The organism is Francisella sp. Scap27 (genome assembly GCF_013394105.1).
Taxonomy (GTDB): domain Bacteria; phylum Pseudomonadota; class Gammaproteobacteria; order Francisellales; family Francisellaceae; genus Francisella; species Francisella adeliensis.
The window spans coordinates 1649907-1665677 of the sequence record NZ_CP041326.1 but is presented as its reverse complement, the minus strand read 5'-3'; the positions used below and the strand labels follow the sequence as shown (position 1 = coordinate 1665677).

The window sequence follows — 15771 nt, the reverse complement described above, 5'->3', positions numbered from 1 at the left end:
CTTATACCATATTTGCTAGAATCTTCTTACATCTTCAAAAAATAATTATTTTGTGATTAATCGTATTCGTTCAAACCATATCCTATCAAAATCATTAATGACAATGTTTGTTCAAGCTTTAGGGCAAGGCTGTGCTTTTATAACAGCTATTATGCTTGCTAGACACCTTACAATGGATCAATATGGATTTTATATATTTGGTGTTACAGTCGCAACTATCTTAGCCGTTATCGCTACTATGGGAGCAGGTGGGATACTTGCTCGTACTTGGGGCAAGTCAGATGAGATGGGTTTCAAAAGAGATCAGGAGACCTTTTTAGCACAAAATTGGTATTTCAAACGCGGTTTGGTCTTAATCATTATCGTTTTAGCACTAATTACTATACCCAATTATTTAAGTTCATCCACAAACCTTATTCAAACATTTGCGCTACTTTTTGCAATACCTTTTTTTATAGCAAACATATTACAGTCCTTTTTTGTTGCCAAACGAGTTGTTGTTTATGCAAACCTTATCCAATTAGGCTTACGACTAATAATGTTTGCTATAGTTTCATACTTTTTCTTTATGCAGATAACTGACTCAACTATCCTCATCGCTTTTATAGCTATATGTATGTTCAGTTATATTTTCATGATATGGTTAAAACAACTCAAAAACTATAGTTTTAAAAGCTTTAAACCTGCTGGAAGCAACTTATCTTTTGCTTTAATGCAATGGGGCTTACTACTTTTATCTCAGATAGATATTATAATCTTAAAAGTCTTTAGTGATACTTCAAATGTTGCATTATTTGGTGTTGCACTACAACTTTCTGCTTTAGTTAGTTTTGTTCTAAATGCAGTAAATTCAAATGTATTATCTCAAATAGCTGACGATTATAAAAATTGCTCTAAAGAGGCTTTCCAAGGAAGAATAACATCTTACACTAAAATTATCTTTATACTTTCCATATTTGCAATAAGTGGATTAATAATTTGCGGTTACCCAATAATTTTATTATACGGTGAACAATATACAGCTTCATATTATATTTTTTGTATTTTAATGGTTGGTCAAATTATAAATGTACTGTCAGGATGTGTAGCAACTATACTTAATATGGCAGGGTTTGAGAGAAAAACTTGTATAGCATTTTACTTTGCTTTAGCCATAAATATAATTTTGGGTATATTCCTAACTCTAGAATATGGAGTATACGGCTTAGCAGTTGCTTCCAGCCTTTCAATGATATATTGGAATATACATTTACTGTATAAAGTGATAACCCTGATAGGTATAAACCCCACTATATTTATCAGGAAAAAAATTAATTAGAATCGTCAGCAAGAGGTGTGCTATCATCAGCAGCATTATTTAACTTCTCAGAAACCTGGTCAACAGTATTATTAACAGTTTCTTTCGCCTGATTAACTGGACTACTATTGATATTGGCTATTAGAAGCAAAGAACCTGATATAAGTAAAAATATAACAAGAGGAATATTAATTGTTAGCCTAATTTTTTTAAGTATTTTTTTCATAGATTGCATTTATTAGCTTACTTGATCTTCCATACCTTTGTTAAAATCATCAACGGCTGCATCTGTTTTAGCTTGAATATCTTTAGCCTTTTGAGAGCTGCTATCAGCCATATTTTTAGCACTGTTCGTTGCATCATCCGCTTCATTTATCATGGTATTTTTCATACCTTCAGCTTTGTTAGAAACATCATCTGAAGTAGAACCCATACTTGTTGTTGCATCATTTGCTTCATTAGACATAGCATCTTGCATACCATCAACTTTATCAGATGTATCATCTGCTATAGATTGTGCTTTAACCTGGGCATCATCAACCATCTTATTCATATCATCTGAACTTTGACCAGTTTTCTCAGTTACAGAATCTTGCATTGCATCTAATTTTTCTGATGCATCATCAGTCATATTCTGCGCTTTATCTTGAGTATCATCAATAGCCTGATTCAGAGAAGCTTTAGCTGATTCAGACTTATTAGAAACAGTATCATTCATATTTTGAGCATTTGTTTTAACACTATCAGACATTTCGCTAGCCGATACAGATGCTTGATTTGCTTTATCTTTAGCAGAGTCTGCAATTTGTCCAACCTTTTCACCAGCATTATAAGATGCACTTTCAGTATTCGATGAGCTCATTGCAGTTGCTATTAATGGCGTTGTAGATAAACCTAGTGCCATCATTGCTAAACAAATTTTTTTCATAATATATCTCCATGGTTTATTATGTAAACTTACAAATCGTATATCTATACGCTACCATAAACACTGCAGTATTTCTAGCTTTAAGCTCTACTAATAAACAATAAACACAAGATTAAAAAAATAATTTTCTTTGGAAAAAATTAAGTGTGAGATGATTTATATAATGACATTTTGATAAATTTTAGAGCTTACTATATTGAAAAAGAAGATTTTAGAGCTTCAGCCTTATCAATTTTTTCCCAATTAAATTCAGCTAGCTCTCTACCAAAATGTCCATAATTAGAAGTCTTACGATAGATAGGTCTTAAAAGATCCAAATTTTCTATAATCTTACCAACTCGCAAATCAAAAACTTCAGATACTATTTGCTCAATTTTACTATCTGCAACTTTACCAGTACCAAATGTATTTACCATAAGAGAAACAGGACTAGCCACTCCAATTGCATAAGCTACTTGTACTTCACATTTATCCGCTAAGCCTGCTGCCACGATATTTTTAGCTATGTATCTACCCATATAAGCACCTGAACGATCAACTTTTGATGGATCTTTACCAGAAAATGCACCTCCTCCATGATGAGCTGCTCCACCATAAGTATCAACTATAATTTTACGACCAGTTAATCCACAATCTCCTTGAGGTCCACCTATTAAAAACACACCTGTTGGGTTTATGTGATATTTAGTATCCTTAGTAAGTAAATCGGCCGGTATAACTTCTTTTACTATCTCTTGTATGATAGCGTCATGAAGATCTTTTTGAGAAATGGTTTCATCATGTTGAGTCGATAATACAACTGTATCAACAAATTTCGGCTTACCATCCTCATAAGCTAATGTAACTTGAGCTTTAGCATCTGGACGCAACCAAGCAAGTTTGCGCGATTTTCTAAGCTCAGCTTGTTTCCTCATAAGTAAATGAGAATAATATATAGCTGCGGGCATAAGTGTCGGAGTCTCATTAGTTGCAAACCCAAACATCAAGCCTTGATCACCAGCACCTAAATCGGCCAATGAACCACGATCAACACCCTGAGCAATATCGCTAGATTGTTTACCAATAGCATTTATTACTGAACAAGTCCTACCATCTATACCTTTTTCAGCATTATCATAACCTGTCTCTGTAATAACATTACGCACTAATTCTTCTATATCAACCCATGCAGAAGTTGAAATCTCGCCTGCAACTAATGCCATGCCTGTCTTAACTAGTGTTTCACAAGCTACTCGAGCATTTTTATCTTGCTCTAAAATTGCATCTAAAATAGCATCTGAAATTTGATCAGCAAGCTTATCTGGGTGTCCTTCAGAAACAGACTCTGATGTAAATAAATAATTTTTCGACATTATTATTTCTCCTTTTAATTATGAGGCTGCTAAAAGGTTTTCTGGAAAGACTCATAAGAGATTCTTAGAAACGCTTTAGCTTGTTTTTTATGGTCGCAAGCAAGTTGTTTGTTAAATTCAGCGACGAAAACAATTATAATATGATGCTAATAATAAGTCAACTATTGACTTTTGCATTAATAGTCTTTAAAGTATTGCTATTAAATTTTTAAATATATTTTGCTAAGCAGATGGCTGCTCTACTTAGTTTAATGAAGTTTTAATATCACAATAATTGGAGAAATAAATAAATGGTAGTAATCCGTATGGCTCGTGGTGGAGCAAAAAAGCGTCCTTTTTACAGAATCGTAGTTGCTGATAAAAGAAGCCCTAGAGATGGTAAATTCATCGAAAGATTAGGTTTCTTTAACCCTGTAGCTAAAGGTGGTGAAGAGAGATTGAAACTTGATATAGCTAAAGCTCAAGAATGGATCGCTAAAGGCGCTCAACCATCTGAAAGAGTTGCAAGCTTAATCAAAGAAGCTCAAAAAGCTGCTGCTTAATAGCCTTTTAAATTCTAAAAACTTCTATGATAAAAGAGTTCGTTGAAATAGCTCGTATTGGAGCTACTTATAAGTTAGATGGCGAGCTCAATCTATATCCTATTGCAAACACTATTGAAACTCTTTTGAGTTATGGTGATTGGTATATTCAACTAGCAAACTCTCATGATTGGCAAAAGCTGAGTGATGAAAATGTATTTCGTCGTGCAGATAAGATCTATATAAAGTTTGCAAACATTGACAATGCAAATATCGCTAAAAAATTCGTAAATGCTATGATAGGAGTACCTAAAAATGCTTTACCTAAACTAGATAACGATGAAACATATTATGCAGATTTGATCGGCTGTTCTGTTGTTAACACATCCAATGATTCTTTCGGCAAAGTCACTGACGTAATTGATACAGGTTCTAACCAAGTATTAATCTGCCAATCAGATAAAGAAGAGTACCTTATACCTTATATTAAACAATATGTATTATCAGAAAATTTAACTGATAAAAAAATTGTCGTTGATTGGGAAAAAGATTACTAATTTTATAACAACTATTAGTCTACTAGATCCATCAAAATCTCTTACAAACTTTATAGACAAATAAAGCTTTCTCTTATCTTTAGAGTATTATTCAAAAAACCATTAAAACTGTTGATTTAACATTATGGTACAAGAAAACAATATCGTTGAACGAAGTCGAAGTCTCAGTTTTCTTTGTATTGTAACAGACATTTTGACAGATGGTTGCTAAGTACTTAATGATCTTTTGGTATTAAATCAATAGTCTTTTATTATTTTCAGCAATTCCTGCAAAGATAGATTTTTTTAGAGAAAAATTAGAAGAATTTTATAGATTGATTATTTAACTACAGGGTCAAGTTCACCTTTTTCATAAAGACCAAACATAGTCTCTAATGATGTAGCATTTATTTTGCTAGCTTGACCAGCTGATCCAAATGCTTCATAGCGAGCAGCACAGATTTCAGACATAGCTTTTTTAGCTACTGCATTATATTTACGAGGATCGAATTCTGCAGGATTTTCTGCCATAAACCTTCTTATTGCACCAGTTGCCGCCATACGAAGATCTGTATCAATATTTACTTTACGCACGCCATACTTAATAGCTTCTACGATTTCACTTACAGGAACACCATAAGTTTCACCCATAGCACCACCATAATTATTGATCACTTCCAACCAATCTTGTGGTACAGAAGAAGAGCCATGCATTACAAGATGAGTGTTAGGAATTCTAGCGTGAATCTCTTTTACTCTACTTATAGATAAAATATCACCTGTAGGTGGCTTAGTAAACTTATAAGCCCCATGTGATGTACCAATCGCAATTGCAAGAGCATCTACTTTAGTTTTCTTAACAAAGTCAGCTGCCTCTTCAGGATCTGTAAGCATTTGATCCATAGACAAAGTGCCTTCAGCACCTACACCATCTTCTTCACCAGCTTGCCCAGTCTCTAATGAACCTAAACAACCTAACTCACCTTCAACAGACACACCACAAGCATGAGCCATATCTGTTACAGTTTTAGTAACATCTACATTATACTCATAGCTAGCTGGAGTTTTACCATCAGACATTAATGAGCCATCCATCATTACAGATGAAAAACCTAATTGGATAGATCTTTGACAAACCGCTGGAGATGTACCATGATCTTGGTGCATACACACAGGTAGATGAGGATACTCTTCAATTGCAGCTAATACCAAATGACGAATAAATGGCGCTCCTGCATATTTTCTTGCACCAGCAGAACCTTGCAGAATAACTGGTGAATTTACCTTATCAGCAGCTTCCATTACTGCTCTAACCTGTTCCAAATTATTTACATTGAAAGCTGGAATACCATAACCATGCTCAGCAGCATGATCTAATAGTTGTCTTAATGAAACTAAAGCCATTATATTTCTCCTTTTACCTTACTTGACCTGCAATTATTACTTTAATCTTGTTTGAACTACCATGAACACCCATACTATCACCACTTGTTAACACGAAAATATCACCATCTTTTGCATAGTTCCTAGTTTCTAACTCCATACAAGCAGATCTGTTTACATATAATTTAGACATTCTAGTAGAATCAAAATGTATTGGCACAACACCTCTAAACAATGTCATAGCACCTAAAGTTGTAGCATTACGAGATAATGCATATATTGGTAAAGATGTATTTATACGAGACATCCAGCGAGAAGTATTACCACCTTCTGTAAGAACTATAAGTCCTTTAGCATTAATCTCATTCGCTATTTTAACAGCTGCTACAGATACAGCCTGATCTACTCGGCTACAGTCAGCAATTTTTGGTTTTTTAACCATATGGCTATACTTACTATGCTCAGCGGAGTCACATATGCGCGACATTGCTTCAATAGTTTCTACAGGGTAACTACCCACAGCAGTCTCCGCCGATAACATTACAGCATCAGTACCATCAAACACAGCATTTGCAACATCAGATGCTTCTGCACGAGTTGGAGACGAGTTATCTATCATAGACTCCATCATTTGAGTAGCCGTAATGGAACCTTTCTCATTTTGTCGAGCAGTTGTAATTATTAGTTTTTGAGCAGCTGGCACATTTTCATCACCTATCTCTACAGCTAAATCACCACGAGCAACCATTACCATATCTGAAGCATCAACAATAGCTTTTAAATTTTCTTTAAGTACAGCTTCTGCTCTTTCAATTTTAGCAACCATAGCAGGTTTCCAACCAGCTTCATTAACCAGTTTACGAGCGTAGTCCATGTCTTTGCCGTCACGCACAAATGAAACTGCTAAGAAATCAACTTGTAACATTGCAGCCGTTTTGATGTCCTCGATATCTTTTTCGGTCAAAGCTGGAGCTGTTAAACCACCACCTTTTTTATTGATGCCCTTGTTATTAGAAACCTTACCTCCAACCAAAACGTTAGTAGTAGCTTTGTTTCCTTTTACAGAATCAACCTCTAATACAATTTTGCCATCATCAACTAAAAGTATATCGCCTTTCTTAACATCTTGAATAAGCTCTTTGTAGTCAATACCAACAGCTTTATCATTACCATCTTCTACACCCAAGTCAGAATCAAGAACAAACTTTTGACCTTTTTTAAGCATTTCTGAACCATTCTTAAACTTTGAAAGCCTAATCTTTGGACCTTGTAAATCAGCCAAGATACCGACATAGGTATCTTGTTCTTTAGCGATACTACGAATCAAATCAACTCTTTTACGATGATCTTCAGGCGAACCATGTGAGAAGTTACATCTCACCGCATTTACACCCGCTTTTATCATCGCGGTTAGGACTTCTTTAGACTCACTTGCAGGTCCTAAAGTCGCTAATATTTTAGTTCTTTTCATTTTGTTTCCTTAGCTTATATTTTAATATAACTTACGATTGAGCCTTTTCTCTCAAAATTTCAACTGCAGGTAATTTTTTACCTTCAAGAAACTCTAAGAATGCTCCGCCCGCAGTAGAAATATAAGATACCTTATCTTGAATATTATATTTTTCAATTGCAGCTATAGTATCTCCACCACCAGCAACTGAGAAACCATCAGATTCTGCTATAGCTAGTGACAAAGCTTTTGTACCCTCTCCAAAGCTATTAAATTCAAACACCCCCAACGGACCATTCCAAAGAATTGTGTTTGAAGACTTAAGTAGTTTAGAAAGATTTTTTTCAGACTTAGGACCTATATCCATAATCATCTCATCATCAGCAACATTATCAACATCTTTTATAACAGCTTCAGCATCTTCACTAAACTCTTTAGCAACACGCACATCCACAGGAGTAGGTATTTGTACACCCTTCTCTTTAGCCTTTATCATTATATCTTGAGCTTCTGCCACCAAATCCTGTTCGTACAAAGATATACCCACACTATAGCCTTTAGCTTTAATAAATGTGTTTGCAATACCTCCACCAACTATTAAGATTTCTACTTTATCTAGTAGATTATGAAGTACAGATAGTTTAGTAGATACTTTAGAGCCACCTACTATTGCTGCCATCGGTTTTTTTGGTTCTTTCAATGCTTTTTCTAAAGCTTGTATTTCCTTAGAAAGTAAAAGTCCTGCACAAGCGACACCAATGTATTTTGCAACACCATAAGTTGAAGCCTGAGCACGATGAGCTGTAGCAAATGCATCCATAACGAATACATCACCTAAACCAGCTATTTTTTTAGATAAGTTTTTGTCAGATTTCTTTTCACCAACATTAAACCGTACATTATCACACATAACAATATCGCCAGCTTTAGCTTCAACACCATTAAGCCAATTTTTTTCAAACTTAACAGGTTTATCAATCATCTTAGCTAAGGCTTTAGCAACTGGTTCTAATGAAAATTGAGGATCATATTCACCCTCTGTAGGACGACCAAGGTGAGATAATAGTATAACTGCCCCACCTTGCTCAAGAATATAAGAAATAGTTGGAACTGCCGCTTCAATCCTTACTTTACTTGTAACTTCACCATTTTTAATTGGTACATTAAAATCAACACGTACAACTACTTTTTTATTTTTTAAATCAACATCTTTTAAGTTTAAGAAACTCATTTAAATCCTCTAACTATAATTTTGCAAAATGCTCTACAACTCTTACCATTTGGTTAGTGTAAGACATCTCATTATCGTACCAAGATACAACTTTAACCATTGATTTGTCACCAAGGTCTGTTACTTTAGTTTGTGTAGCATCAAATAATGAACCCTCTTCAATACCGATAACATCACTAGACACCAATTCCTCTTCAGTATAGCCAAATGATGGCGTAGCTGCGGCTTTCATCGCAGCATTTACACTGTCAGCTGAAACTTTATCATTTACAACAGCTACAAGTTCAGTTAATGAACCAGTTGGTACAGGAACTCTTTGAGCAGCACCATCTAATTTACCTGCAAGATCTGGAATTACTAGACCAATAGCTTTAGCTGCACCAGTTGAGTTTGGTACAATATTTGCAGCAGCAGCACGAGCACGACGCAAGTCACCTTTAGCATGAGGTCCGTCAAGAGTGTTTTGGTCACCTGTGTAAGCATGAATTGTAGTCATAAAACCTTTCTCTATACCAGCCAAATCATGTAATGCTTTAGCCATAGGAGCAAGACAGTTTGTAGTACAAGATGCCGCTGAGATAATTTTATCATCAGCAGATATAACATTTTCATTTACACCATAAACTACAGTTGGAAGGTCATTTCCAGCTGGTGCAGAAATTACTACTTTTTTAGCACCTGCATCTATATGAGCCTGAGATTTAGCTTTTGACACATAAAAACCAGTACACTCAACAACCACATCAACACCTAAATCGCCCCAAGGTAGTTTTGAAGCGTCTGCTTGTGCATAAATTTTAACTTCTTTGCCATCAACAGTGATTGAGCTTTCACCAGCTTTTACAGTATTTGCTTTAGCATATCTACCTTGAGCAGTATCATACTTTAATAGGTGCGCTAACATTTTAGGATCCGTAAGATCATTAATAGCTACCACTTCAATACCAGCTTTACCAAACATTTGACGGAAAGCCAATCTACCAATTCTACCAAAACCATTTATTGCTACTTTCATTTTATTCTCCTGTTTATATATTCTTAAAGATATTTCGCAACAATTTTGCTCAAATCTTCAACTGTGAAACCAAAATATTTCATTAAATCATTTATAGGAGCTGACTCACCAAATGTAGTCATTCCTTTCACCTCGCCACCTGCTTTTGGCATATGTTTATACCACATATCTCCTTGTGCCAACTCAACAAAAATTGCAGGTATATCTTGCCTGATCACTTTATCTTTATAATCTTGCGATTGCTTTTCAAACTCTTCTACACACGGAATAGAGACAACATTTATATCCACACCTTTTTGCGCATATTCTTTAGCAGTAGTTACAGCAAGCTCAACTTCTGAACCTGTAGCTACTAATGTAATTTTAGCATCTTTATGTTCACTAACCAAATACCCACCTTTAGCAACATTAGCAGCCTTCTCTAGACTATCAACACACGGAGTAAGACCTTGTCGTGTAAGCACCATTACAGAGGGAGTATCACTTGATTTAATAGCTTCTTGCCATGCAACCATAGTTTCCACAGCGTCCGCCGGACGCCATACATTTAAATTAGGAATTAATCGTAAGCTTGGCACATGCTCAACAGGTTGATGCGTAGGTCCATCTTCACCAAGACCAATAGAATCGTGGCTCATCACATGTACTACAGGTTGTTTCATTAATGCTGACATTCTAATAGCATTTCTTGAATAATCACTAAACACCAGGAATGTACCACCATAAGGCTTTAATCCACCATACAAGCTTAAACCATTCATAATAGCAGCCATACCAAACTCTCTAACACCATAGGATAGATAGTTAGCGCCTTCATCCGTATTGTTCAACCAAACAGATCCCGACCAGTTAGTGTTGTTTGAACCAGTAAGATCTGCCGAACCACCAAACATTTCAGGCATATTCTGGCACAACACTTCTAGAGCCATTTGCGATGCTTTACGAGTTGCCACTTTTGAAGGGTTCTCAATTTGATCTTGAATATATTTACTTATTTCTGAATCAAGCATACTAGGAAGTTCTTTTGCAAGTACTCGTTCAAGCTCTTGATATTTTGGTAAAGACTTCGCTGATTCCCAAAGCTTATTCCAATTAGTTTCTAAAGCGACACCCTTTTCCTTAGCATCCCAAAACTTATAAACTCTTTGTGGAACCTCAAAAGAATCATATTCCCAAGCCAATTTTTTAGCAGCTGAGGCTCTTTCTTCAGCGGACAGTGGCGAGCCATGAGCTGCTGCTGTGCCTGCTTTTTCAGGTGAACCAAACCCTATAACTGTTTTACAGCAAATCAGCGTTGGCTTATTTGTCTCAGATTGAGCCTTAACTACTGCTTGTTCGATCTCATTCATATCGTGACCATCAACAGCTTCAATAACATTCCAACCGTAAGACTTAAATCTTTCAACAGTGTTATCAGTAAACCAACCTTTCGTATCTCCATCTATAGAGATATTATTGTCATCCCAAAAAGCAATCAACTTACCTAACCCCAAAGTCCCAGCTAATGAGCAAGCCTCATGAGAAACACCTTCCATAAGGCAACCATCACCCAAAAACACATAAGTATGATGGTCAATTACTTTTTTATCTTCCGAGTTATATCTATCAGACAAGAGCTTTTCACCTAATGCCATACCTACAGCATTTGCAATACCTTGACCTAGAGGGCCTGTTGTAGTTTCAACTCCTGGAGTATAGCCATACTCAGGATGTCCTGGGGTTTTTGAATGTAATTGACGAAAATCTTTAATATCATCAATAGACACATCATAACCACTAAGATGAAGTAAAGAATAAAGCAACATTGAACCATGCCCATTAGATACAACAAACCTATCACGGTTTATCCAGTTTGGATTTTTAGGGTTATGCTTTAAAAACTTAGTCCATAAAACTGTTGCGATATCCGCCATACCCATTGGCATGCCAGGATGTCCAGACTTTGCCTTTAGCGTAGCATCTATAGATAAAAATCTAATCGCATTCGAAAATTCTTGAGAGATTGTAAGAGACATTATAGTTCTGATCCTTTTAAATAATGATTATTTAACTTTAGTAAACGAAACTCACACAAATGATACCCCAGCAACTTTAATAAAACAACAAATCACGCTACAATATTCATAATTAAACCTCATAAATATATTAAACCACAAAATGAAAAATCATTACCTAATAAACCATGTAGGATATACCAAGCAAAAAAGGGAACTTATAGGTTATACGGTTATCATAGATAAACCAAAATCCTTTTGTGAAGTAATGGAAAACTCTCCTCACTCATTCAAATGCAATTTCTCATTTTTTGAAGAAAAAAATAAAACTTGCATAAAATACGACATTTCGGCTAGTCTCCGCTTGATATGTCAAAACACTCTTGAGGTGTTTGAGCAACCATTTAACGCAGCAAATACCATTATACTAGTAGAAGATGATCGCTTAGCAAATGATAGCCAACATGAGCCTTTCATCTGCGAAGATGCAAACATCGACTTGCGTGACATCATCAAAGAAGAGATACTCCTAGATTTACCCTTAGTACCAAAAAAAGCAGGTAGTACTTGTAAAAGTTCAAAAAAACATTCATACTATAGCGACCAAGAAAATGTTACACAAGAAAAAAAGAATCCTTTTGAAATTCTAAAATCATTGAAGTAACATATTTGTAAACACTAATAATATAAATAATAAACAAAATTTCTACCGGAGGTTTATTTAAAATGGCTGTACAAAAAGTAAGATCTAGCAGATCAAAAAGAGATATGAGAAGATCACATGATGCTTTAACAAGCGCAACTTTATCTACTGATAAAGCAACTGGCGAACTTCATCTTAGACACCATGTTTCACCAAATGGCTTTTATAAAGGCAAAAAAGTAGTTGAAACAAAATCTGAAGACTAATACCAATATTAAGAATACACTCGTGAATGTGCGTATTTTTTCAACATTTAATCTATTAGGAAATATTATCTAAAATGAGTTATAAAATATCTATAGATGCGATGGGCGGAGATCACGGTCTTAACACTACCATCCCCGCAGCTCTTGAAGCTGTAAAGAAAGATTCAAACTTACAGATAGTTCTTGTTGGAGATCATCATAAAGTTAAAAGAGCTTTAGACAGATATTCAAAAGTTAAAAAGATTAAACTTCCTGTTTTACAAAAAATAGCTATTCATCACGCGAGTGAAACAGTTGCTATGGATGAATCTCCAGCTGATGCTGTCAGAAAGAAAAAAGATTCATCAATGCGTGTCGCAATAAATCTTGTCAAAGATAATTCTGTTGACGCTTGTGTGAGTGCTGGTAACACCGGCGCACTGATGGCAACATCTAAGTTTGTGCTAAAAACAGTTAATGGTGTAGACCGTCCTGCCATTGTATACGCACTACCTGCATTTAATAGAGAGACAAAAACCCTCAGCAAAACGTATATGCTTGATTTGGGAGCCAATGTTGTTTGTTCTTCTGAACAACTATTCCAATTTGCAATCATGGGTTCAATATTAGCTGCTAGTTCAAAAGGAATTGCTGAACCAAGAGTTTCTCTTCTAAACATTGGTGAAGAGGAAATGAAAGGCTTAGATAATATAAAAAACGCATCTAAGTTACTTCAAAACTGTGACTTCATAAACTATAAAGGCTATGTCGAAGGCAAACACATCTTTGATGACGCTACAGATGTTGTTGTTTGTGATGGTTTTGTTGGAAATGTTTCTTTAAAAACAATGGAAGGCACACTTCGCTTAATTGAAGCTCTTATAAAGAAGTCTGTAACAGAAGGGTCTTGGTTAATGAAACTTCCTACAATAATGGCTCTACCAATTTTCAAAAGAATGAAAAAGAGTATGAACCTAGATAGCTTTAATGGTGCATCTCTACTAGGACTAACTGGTATAGTAGTTAAAAGTCACGGTAGTGCAAGCTCTAATGCTTTTGAAACTGCCATTTTTGAGGCTGTAAAAGAAGTCAAGCATAACATCCCTAAAACTATCCAAGAATCCATAGAAAAAGTTCTTTAATTTTTCCATCCATGATACAATACCTAATATTTAGTGAGTTGCTAAAGCTTCTCACGGGTAATACTTTACTATTATTAAATCAACTTAGGTAATAATAAATGTTTGCACAAATATTAGGTACAGGAAGCTACCTACCAGAAAAAATATTAACTAATGATGATATAAGCAAATTTGTAGACACTTCTGATGAGTGGATCAAGCAACGTGTCGGTATTGAAAGACGTCACTGCGCCAATGAGACTGAAACGACCACATTCATGGCGACTCAAGCTGCAAAAAAAGCTTTGGAATCTGCTCAAATTGATGCTCAACAGATTGACGCTATCATTGTAGCTACTAGCACCCCAGACTATATAATGCCGTCTACAGCGGCAACAGTTCAAAATGAACTACAAATAGAAGGCTATAATGTAAGGTGTTTTGATGTATCTGCAGCTTGTAGTGGTTTTGTCTATGCTTTAGATATGGCAAAGCAATATATTGAAACTCAAACCTGCAAAAATATCCTAGTAATTGGTGCAGAAAAAATGACTCGTGTTCTAGACTGGAACGATAGAGGAACTTGTGTGCTTTTTGGTGATGGTGCTGGTGCTGTTGTAGTCTCCCAGAGTGAAGAGAAAAAGATTTTATCCTCACTTTTATTTACAGATGGTTCATGCATAGATATGTTAAATGTACCAAACAACCTACCAGTAAATCGTGGTGACACAGTAGACATAAATGCTCATTTAATTATGGAAGGCAACAAAGTGTTTAAATTTGCAGTTTCTCGACTTTCATCTTTAGCTGAACAACTTATAACTGATGCGGGTATTACCGCAGCAGATATTGATTGGTTAGTGCCACATCAAGCAAATTATCGAATTCTAAACTCTACAGCTAAAAAAATAAATATGCCAATGTCGAAAGTTATTACTACGCTTCAAGATCATGGTAATACTTCTGCAGCATCTATACCCCTAGCTCTAGACCATGCTGTAAAAAACAACTCCATTAAAGCTGGTGAGACAATTATCTCAGAAGCATTTGGTTCAGGATTCGTTTGGGGCGGCTTTATCGCTAAAATGTAATTTAAATTTTTTGTTTATAATTAAATAGGAGAAAATCATGTCAAATAAGATAGCTGTTGTATTTCCTGGTCAAGGTTCTCAAAAGTTTGGAATGCTACAAGATTATTATAATAATTTTGAAACATTTAAAAACACTGTTGATGAAGCCAAACAACATTTAGGTTATGACTTATGGGATATAATTCAAAACAATGAAGAAAAGCTTAACAAGACTGAATATACACAACCTGCACTTCTAGCAACTAGCTATGCTATTTTTAAAGTATTAAAAGAGCAAAAACCAGATTTAGAAATTTCTTTTTTAGCTGGACATAGTCTTGGTGAGTACACAGCTCTTTTAGCAGCAGATTGCATCTCTTATAAAGATGCTCTACAACTAGTATCTACTAGGGGTAAATTAATGCAAAGTGCTGTAACAGACAAAGAATGTGCTATGAGTGCAGTATTAGGCTTGTCTAATGAAGATGTTGTTACTAGCTGTAAAGAAGCTTCTGATGTAGGTATCGTTGAAGCTGCGAACTTTAACTCAACTGGTCAAGTAGTTATTTCAGGTGAAAAAATTGCTGTCGAGAAAGCCAATACTATAGCAAAGACAAAAGGTGCAAAACGCGCACAAATACTGGCTGTAAGCGTGCCTTCTCACTGCTCTTTAATGAAAAATGCCGCAACGAAATTTGAAGCTGAATTTAATAGCGTAAACTTCAACACTCCGAATACTGCCATTGTACAAAACTTTGATGCTAAGTCTCATAGTGACCTAGCAGAAATCAAGCAAGCTACAGTTAAACAACTTTATAAACCTGTCCTTTGGACTCAATCAGTTGAAGAATTAGTTAAACTAGGTGTATCAGAAATTATTGAATGTGGCCCAAACAAAGTACTTTGTGGTCTCATGAAAAGAATTGATAAAAGTTTAACCTTAAAAGATACAAACTCTATTGAAAGTTTAGAAAAAATTTAATGC

General features: G+C 35.3%; 16 protein-coding genes. 8 read left to right on the top strand and 8 right to left on the bottom strand.

All coding sequences use genetic code 11. From position 1 onward, the window contains the following. The first annotated feature begins 52 nt into the window (after positions 1-52). Entirely contained in the window at positions 53-1318 is a 1266-nt protein-coding gene (locus FLM55_RS07975; RefSeq protein WP_178948780.1) for a lipopolysaccharide biosynthesis protein, read from the top strand. On the opposite strand, the gene FLM55_RS07970 is transcribed toward FLM55_RS07975, so the two are convergent. From FLM55_RS07970 to metK, 3 genes are all read right to left on the bottom strand, one after another. After that, on the bottom strand, positions 1311-1523 hold the full coding sequence (locus tag FLM55_RS07970) for a hypothetical protein (RefSeq protein ID WP_178949094.1): 213 nt from the start codon (positions 1521-1523) through the stop codon (positions 1311-1313). The genes FLM55_RS07975 and FLM55_RS07970 overlap by 8 nt on opposite strands. Before the next feature lie 12 nt (positions 1524-1535). Further along, a complete protein-coding gene (locus tag FLM55_RS07965) occupies positions 1536-2225 on the bottom strand; it encodes a hypothetical protein (RefSeq protein WP_178948779.1) in 690 nt (229 codons plus the stop codon). 191 nt (positions 2226-2416) lie between these two features. Beyond that, positions 2417-3577, bottom strand: coding sequence for a methionine adenosyltransferase (gene metK / locus FLM55_RS07960; RefSeq protein WP_178948778.1), 1161 nt, complete (start codon positions 3575-3577; stop codon positions 2417-2419). Between the two features lie 290 nt (positions 3578-3867). Between metK and rpsP the strand changes: the two genes are divergently transcribed. Further along, positions 3868-4119, top strand: a complete 252-nt coding sequence (rpsP, locus tag FLM55_RS07955; RefSeq protein ID WP_178948777.1) for a 30S ribosomal protein S16 — start codon at positions 3868-3870, stop codon at positions 4117-4119. Between the two features lie 26 nt (positions 4120-4145). Further along, positions 4146-4655, top strand: a complete 510-nt coding sequence (gene rimM / locus FLM55_RS07950; RefSeq protein ID WP_178948776.1) for a ribosome maturation factor RimM — start codon at positions 4146-4148, stop codon at positions 4653-4655. Positions 4656-4973: 318 nt separating this feature from the next. On the opposite strand, the gene fba is transcribed toward rimM, so the two are convergent. From fba to tkt, 5 genes are read right to left on the bottom strand one after another with little or no spacing between them, the layout of a single operon-like run. Beyond that, positions 4974-6038 (bottom strand): class II fructose-bisphosphate aldolase, encoded by a 1065-nt coding sequence (fba, locus tag FLM55_RS07945; RefSeq protein WP_178948775.1) that lies wholly within the window; start codon positions 6036-6038, stop codon positions 4974-4976. A gap of 13 nt (positions 6039-6051) precedes the next feature. Then, positions 6052-7488, bottom strand: a complete 1437-nt coding sequence (pyk, locus tag FLM55_RS07940) for a pyruvate kinase (protein WP_178948774.1) — start codon at positions 7486-7488, stop codon at positions 6052-6054. A gap of 31 nt (positions 7489-7519) precedes the next feature. After that, positions 7520-8698, bottom strand: coding sequence for a phosphoglycerate kinase (locus tag FLM55_RS07935; protein ID WP_178948773.1), 1179 nt, complete (start codon positions 8696-8698; stop codon positions 7520-7522). A gap of 13 nt (positions 8699-8711) precedes the next feature. After that, positions 8712-9713 carry a type I glyceraldehyde-3-phosphate dehydrogenase gene (gap, locus tag FLM55_RS07930; protein WP_178948772.1) on the bottom strand — a complete coding sequence of 334 codons (1002 nt, stop codon included), beginning with the start codon at positions 9711-9713 and terminating at the stop codon, positions 8712-8714. Between the two features lie 23 nt (positions 9714-9736). Further along, on the bottom strand, positions 9737-11728 hold the full coding sequence (tkt, locus tag FLM55_RS07925; RefSeq protein ID WP_178948771.1) for a transketolase: 1992 nt from the start codon (positions 11726-11728) through the stop codon (positions 9737-9739). Positions 11729-11870: 142 nt separating this feature from the next. Here tkt and FLM55_RS07920 point away from each other — a divergent pair, with 142 nt between their 5' ends. From FLM55_RS07920 to fabD, 5 genes are all read left to right on the top strand, one after another. Continuing rightward, the gene (locus FLM55_RS07920; RefSeq protein ID WP_112870466.1) at positions 11871-12371 is read left to right on the top strand and encodes a DUF177 domain-containing protein; all 501 of its coding nucleotides are present in this window, start codon (positions 11871-11873) and stop codon (positions 12369-12371) included. Positions 12372-12433: 62 nt separating this feature from the next. Beyond that, positions 12434-12616, top strand: coding sequence for a 50S ribosomal protein L32 (gene rpmF, locus FLM55_RS07915; protein ID WP_112870467.1), 183 nt, complete (start codon positions 12434-12436; stop codon positions 12614-12616). Between the two features lie 74 nt (positions 12617-12690). Beyond that, positions 12691-13737 (top strand): phosphate acyltransferase PlsX, encoded by a 1047-nt coding sequence (gene plsX, locus FLM55_RS07910; RefSeq protein WP_112870468.1) that lies wholly within the window; start codon positions 12691-12693, stop codon positions 13735-13737. A 98-nt stretch (positions 13738-13835) separates the two neighbouring features. Continuing rightward, entirely contained in the window at positions 13836-14807 is a 972-nt protein-coding gene (locus FLM55_RS07905; protein WP_178948770.1) for a beta-ketoacyl-ACP synthase III, read from the top strand. Between the two features lie 37 nt (positions 14808-14844). Beyond that, the gene (gene fabD / locus FLM55_RS07900; RefSeq protein ID WP_178948769.1) at positions 14845-15768 is read left to right on the top strand and encodes an ACP S-malonyltransferase; all 924 of its coding nucleotides are present in this window, start codon (positions 14845-14847) and stop codon (positions 15766-15768) included. Positions 15769-15771 lie beyond the last annotated feature (3 nt).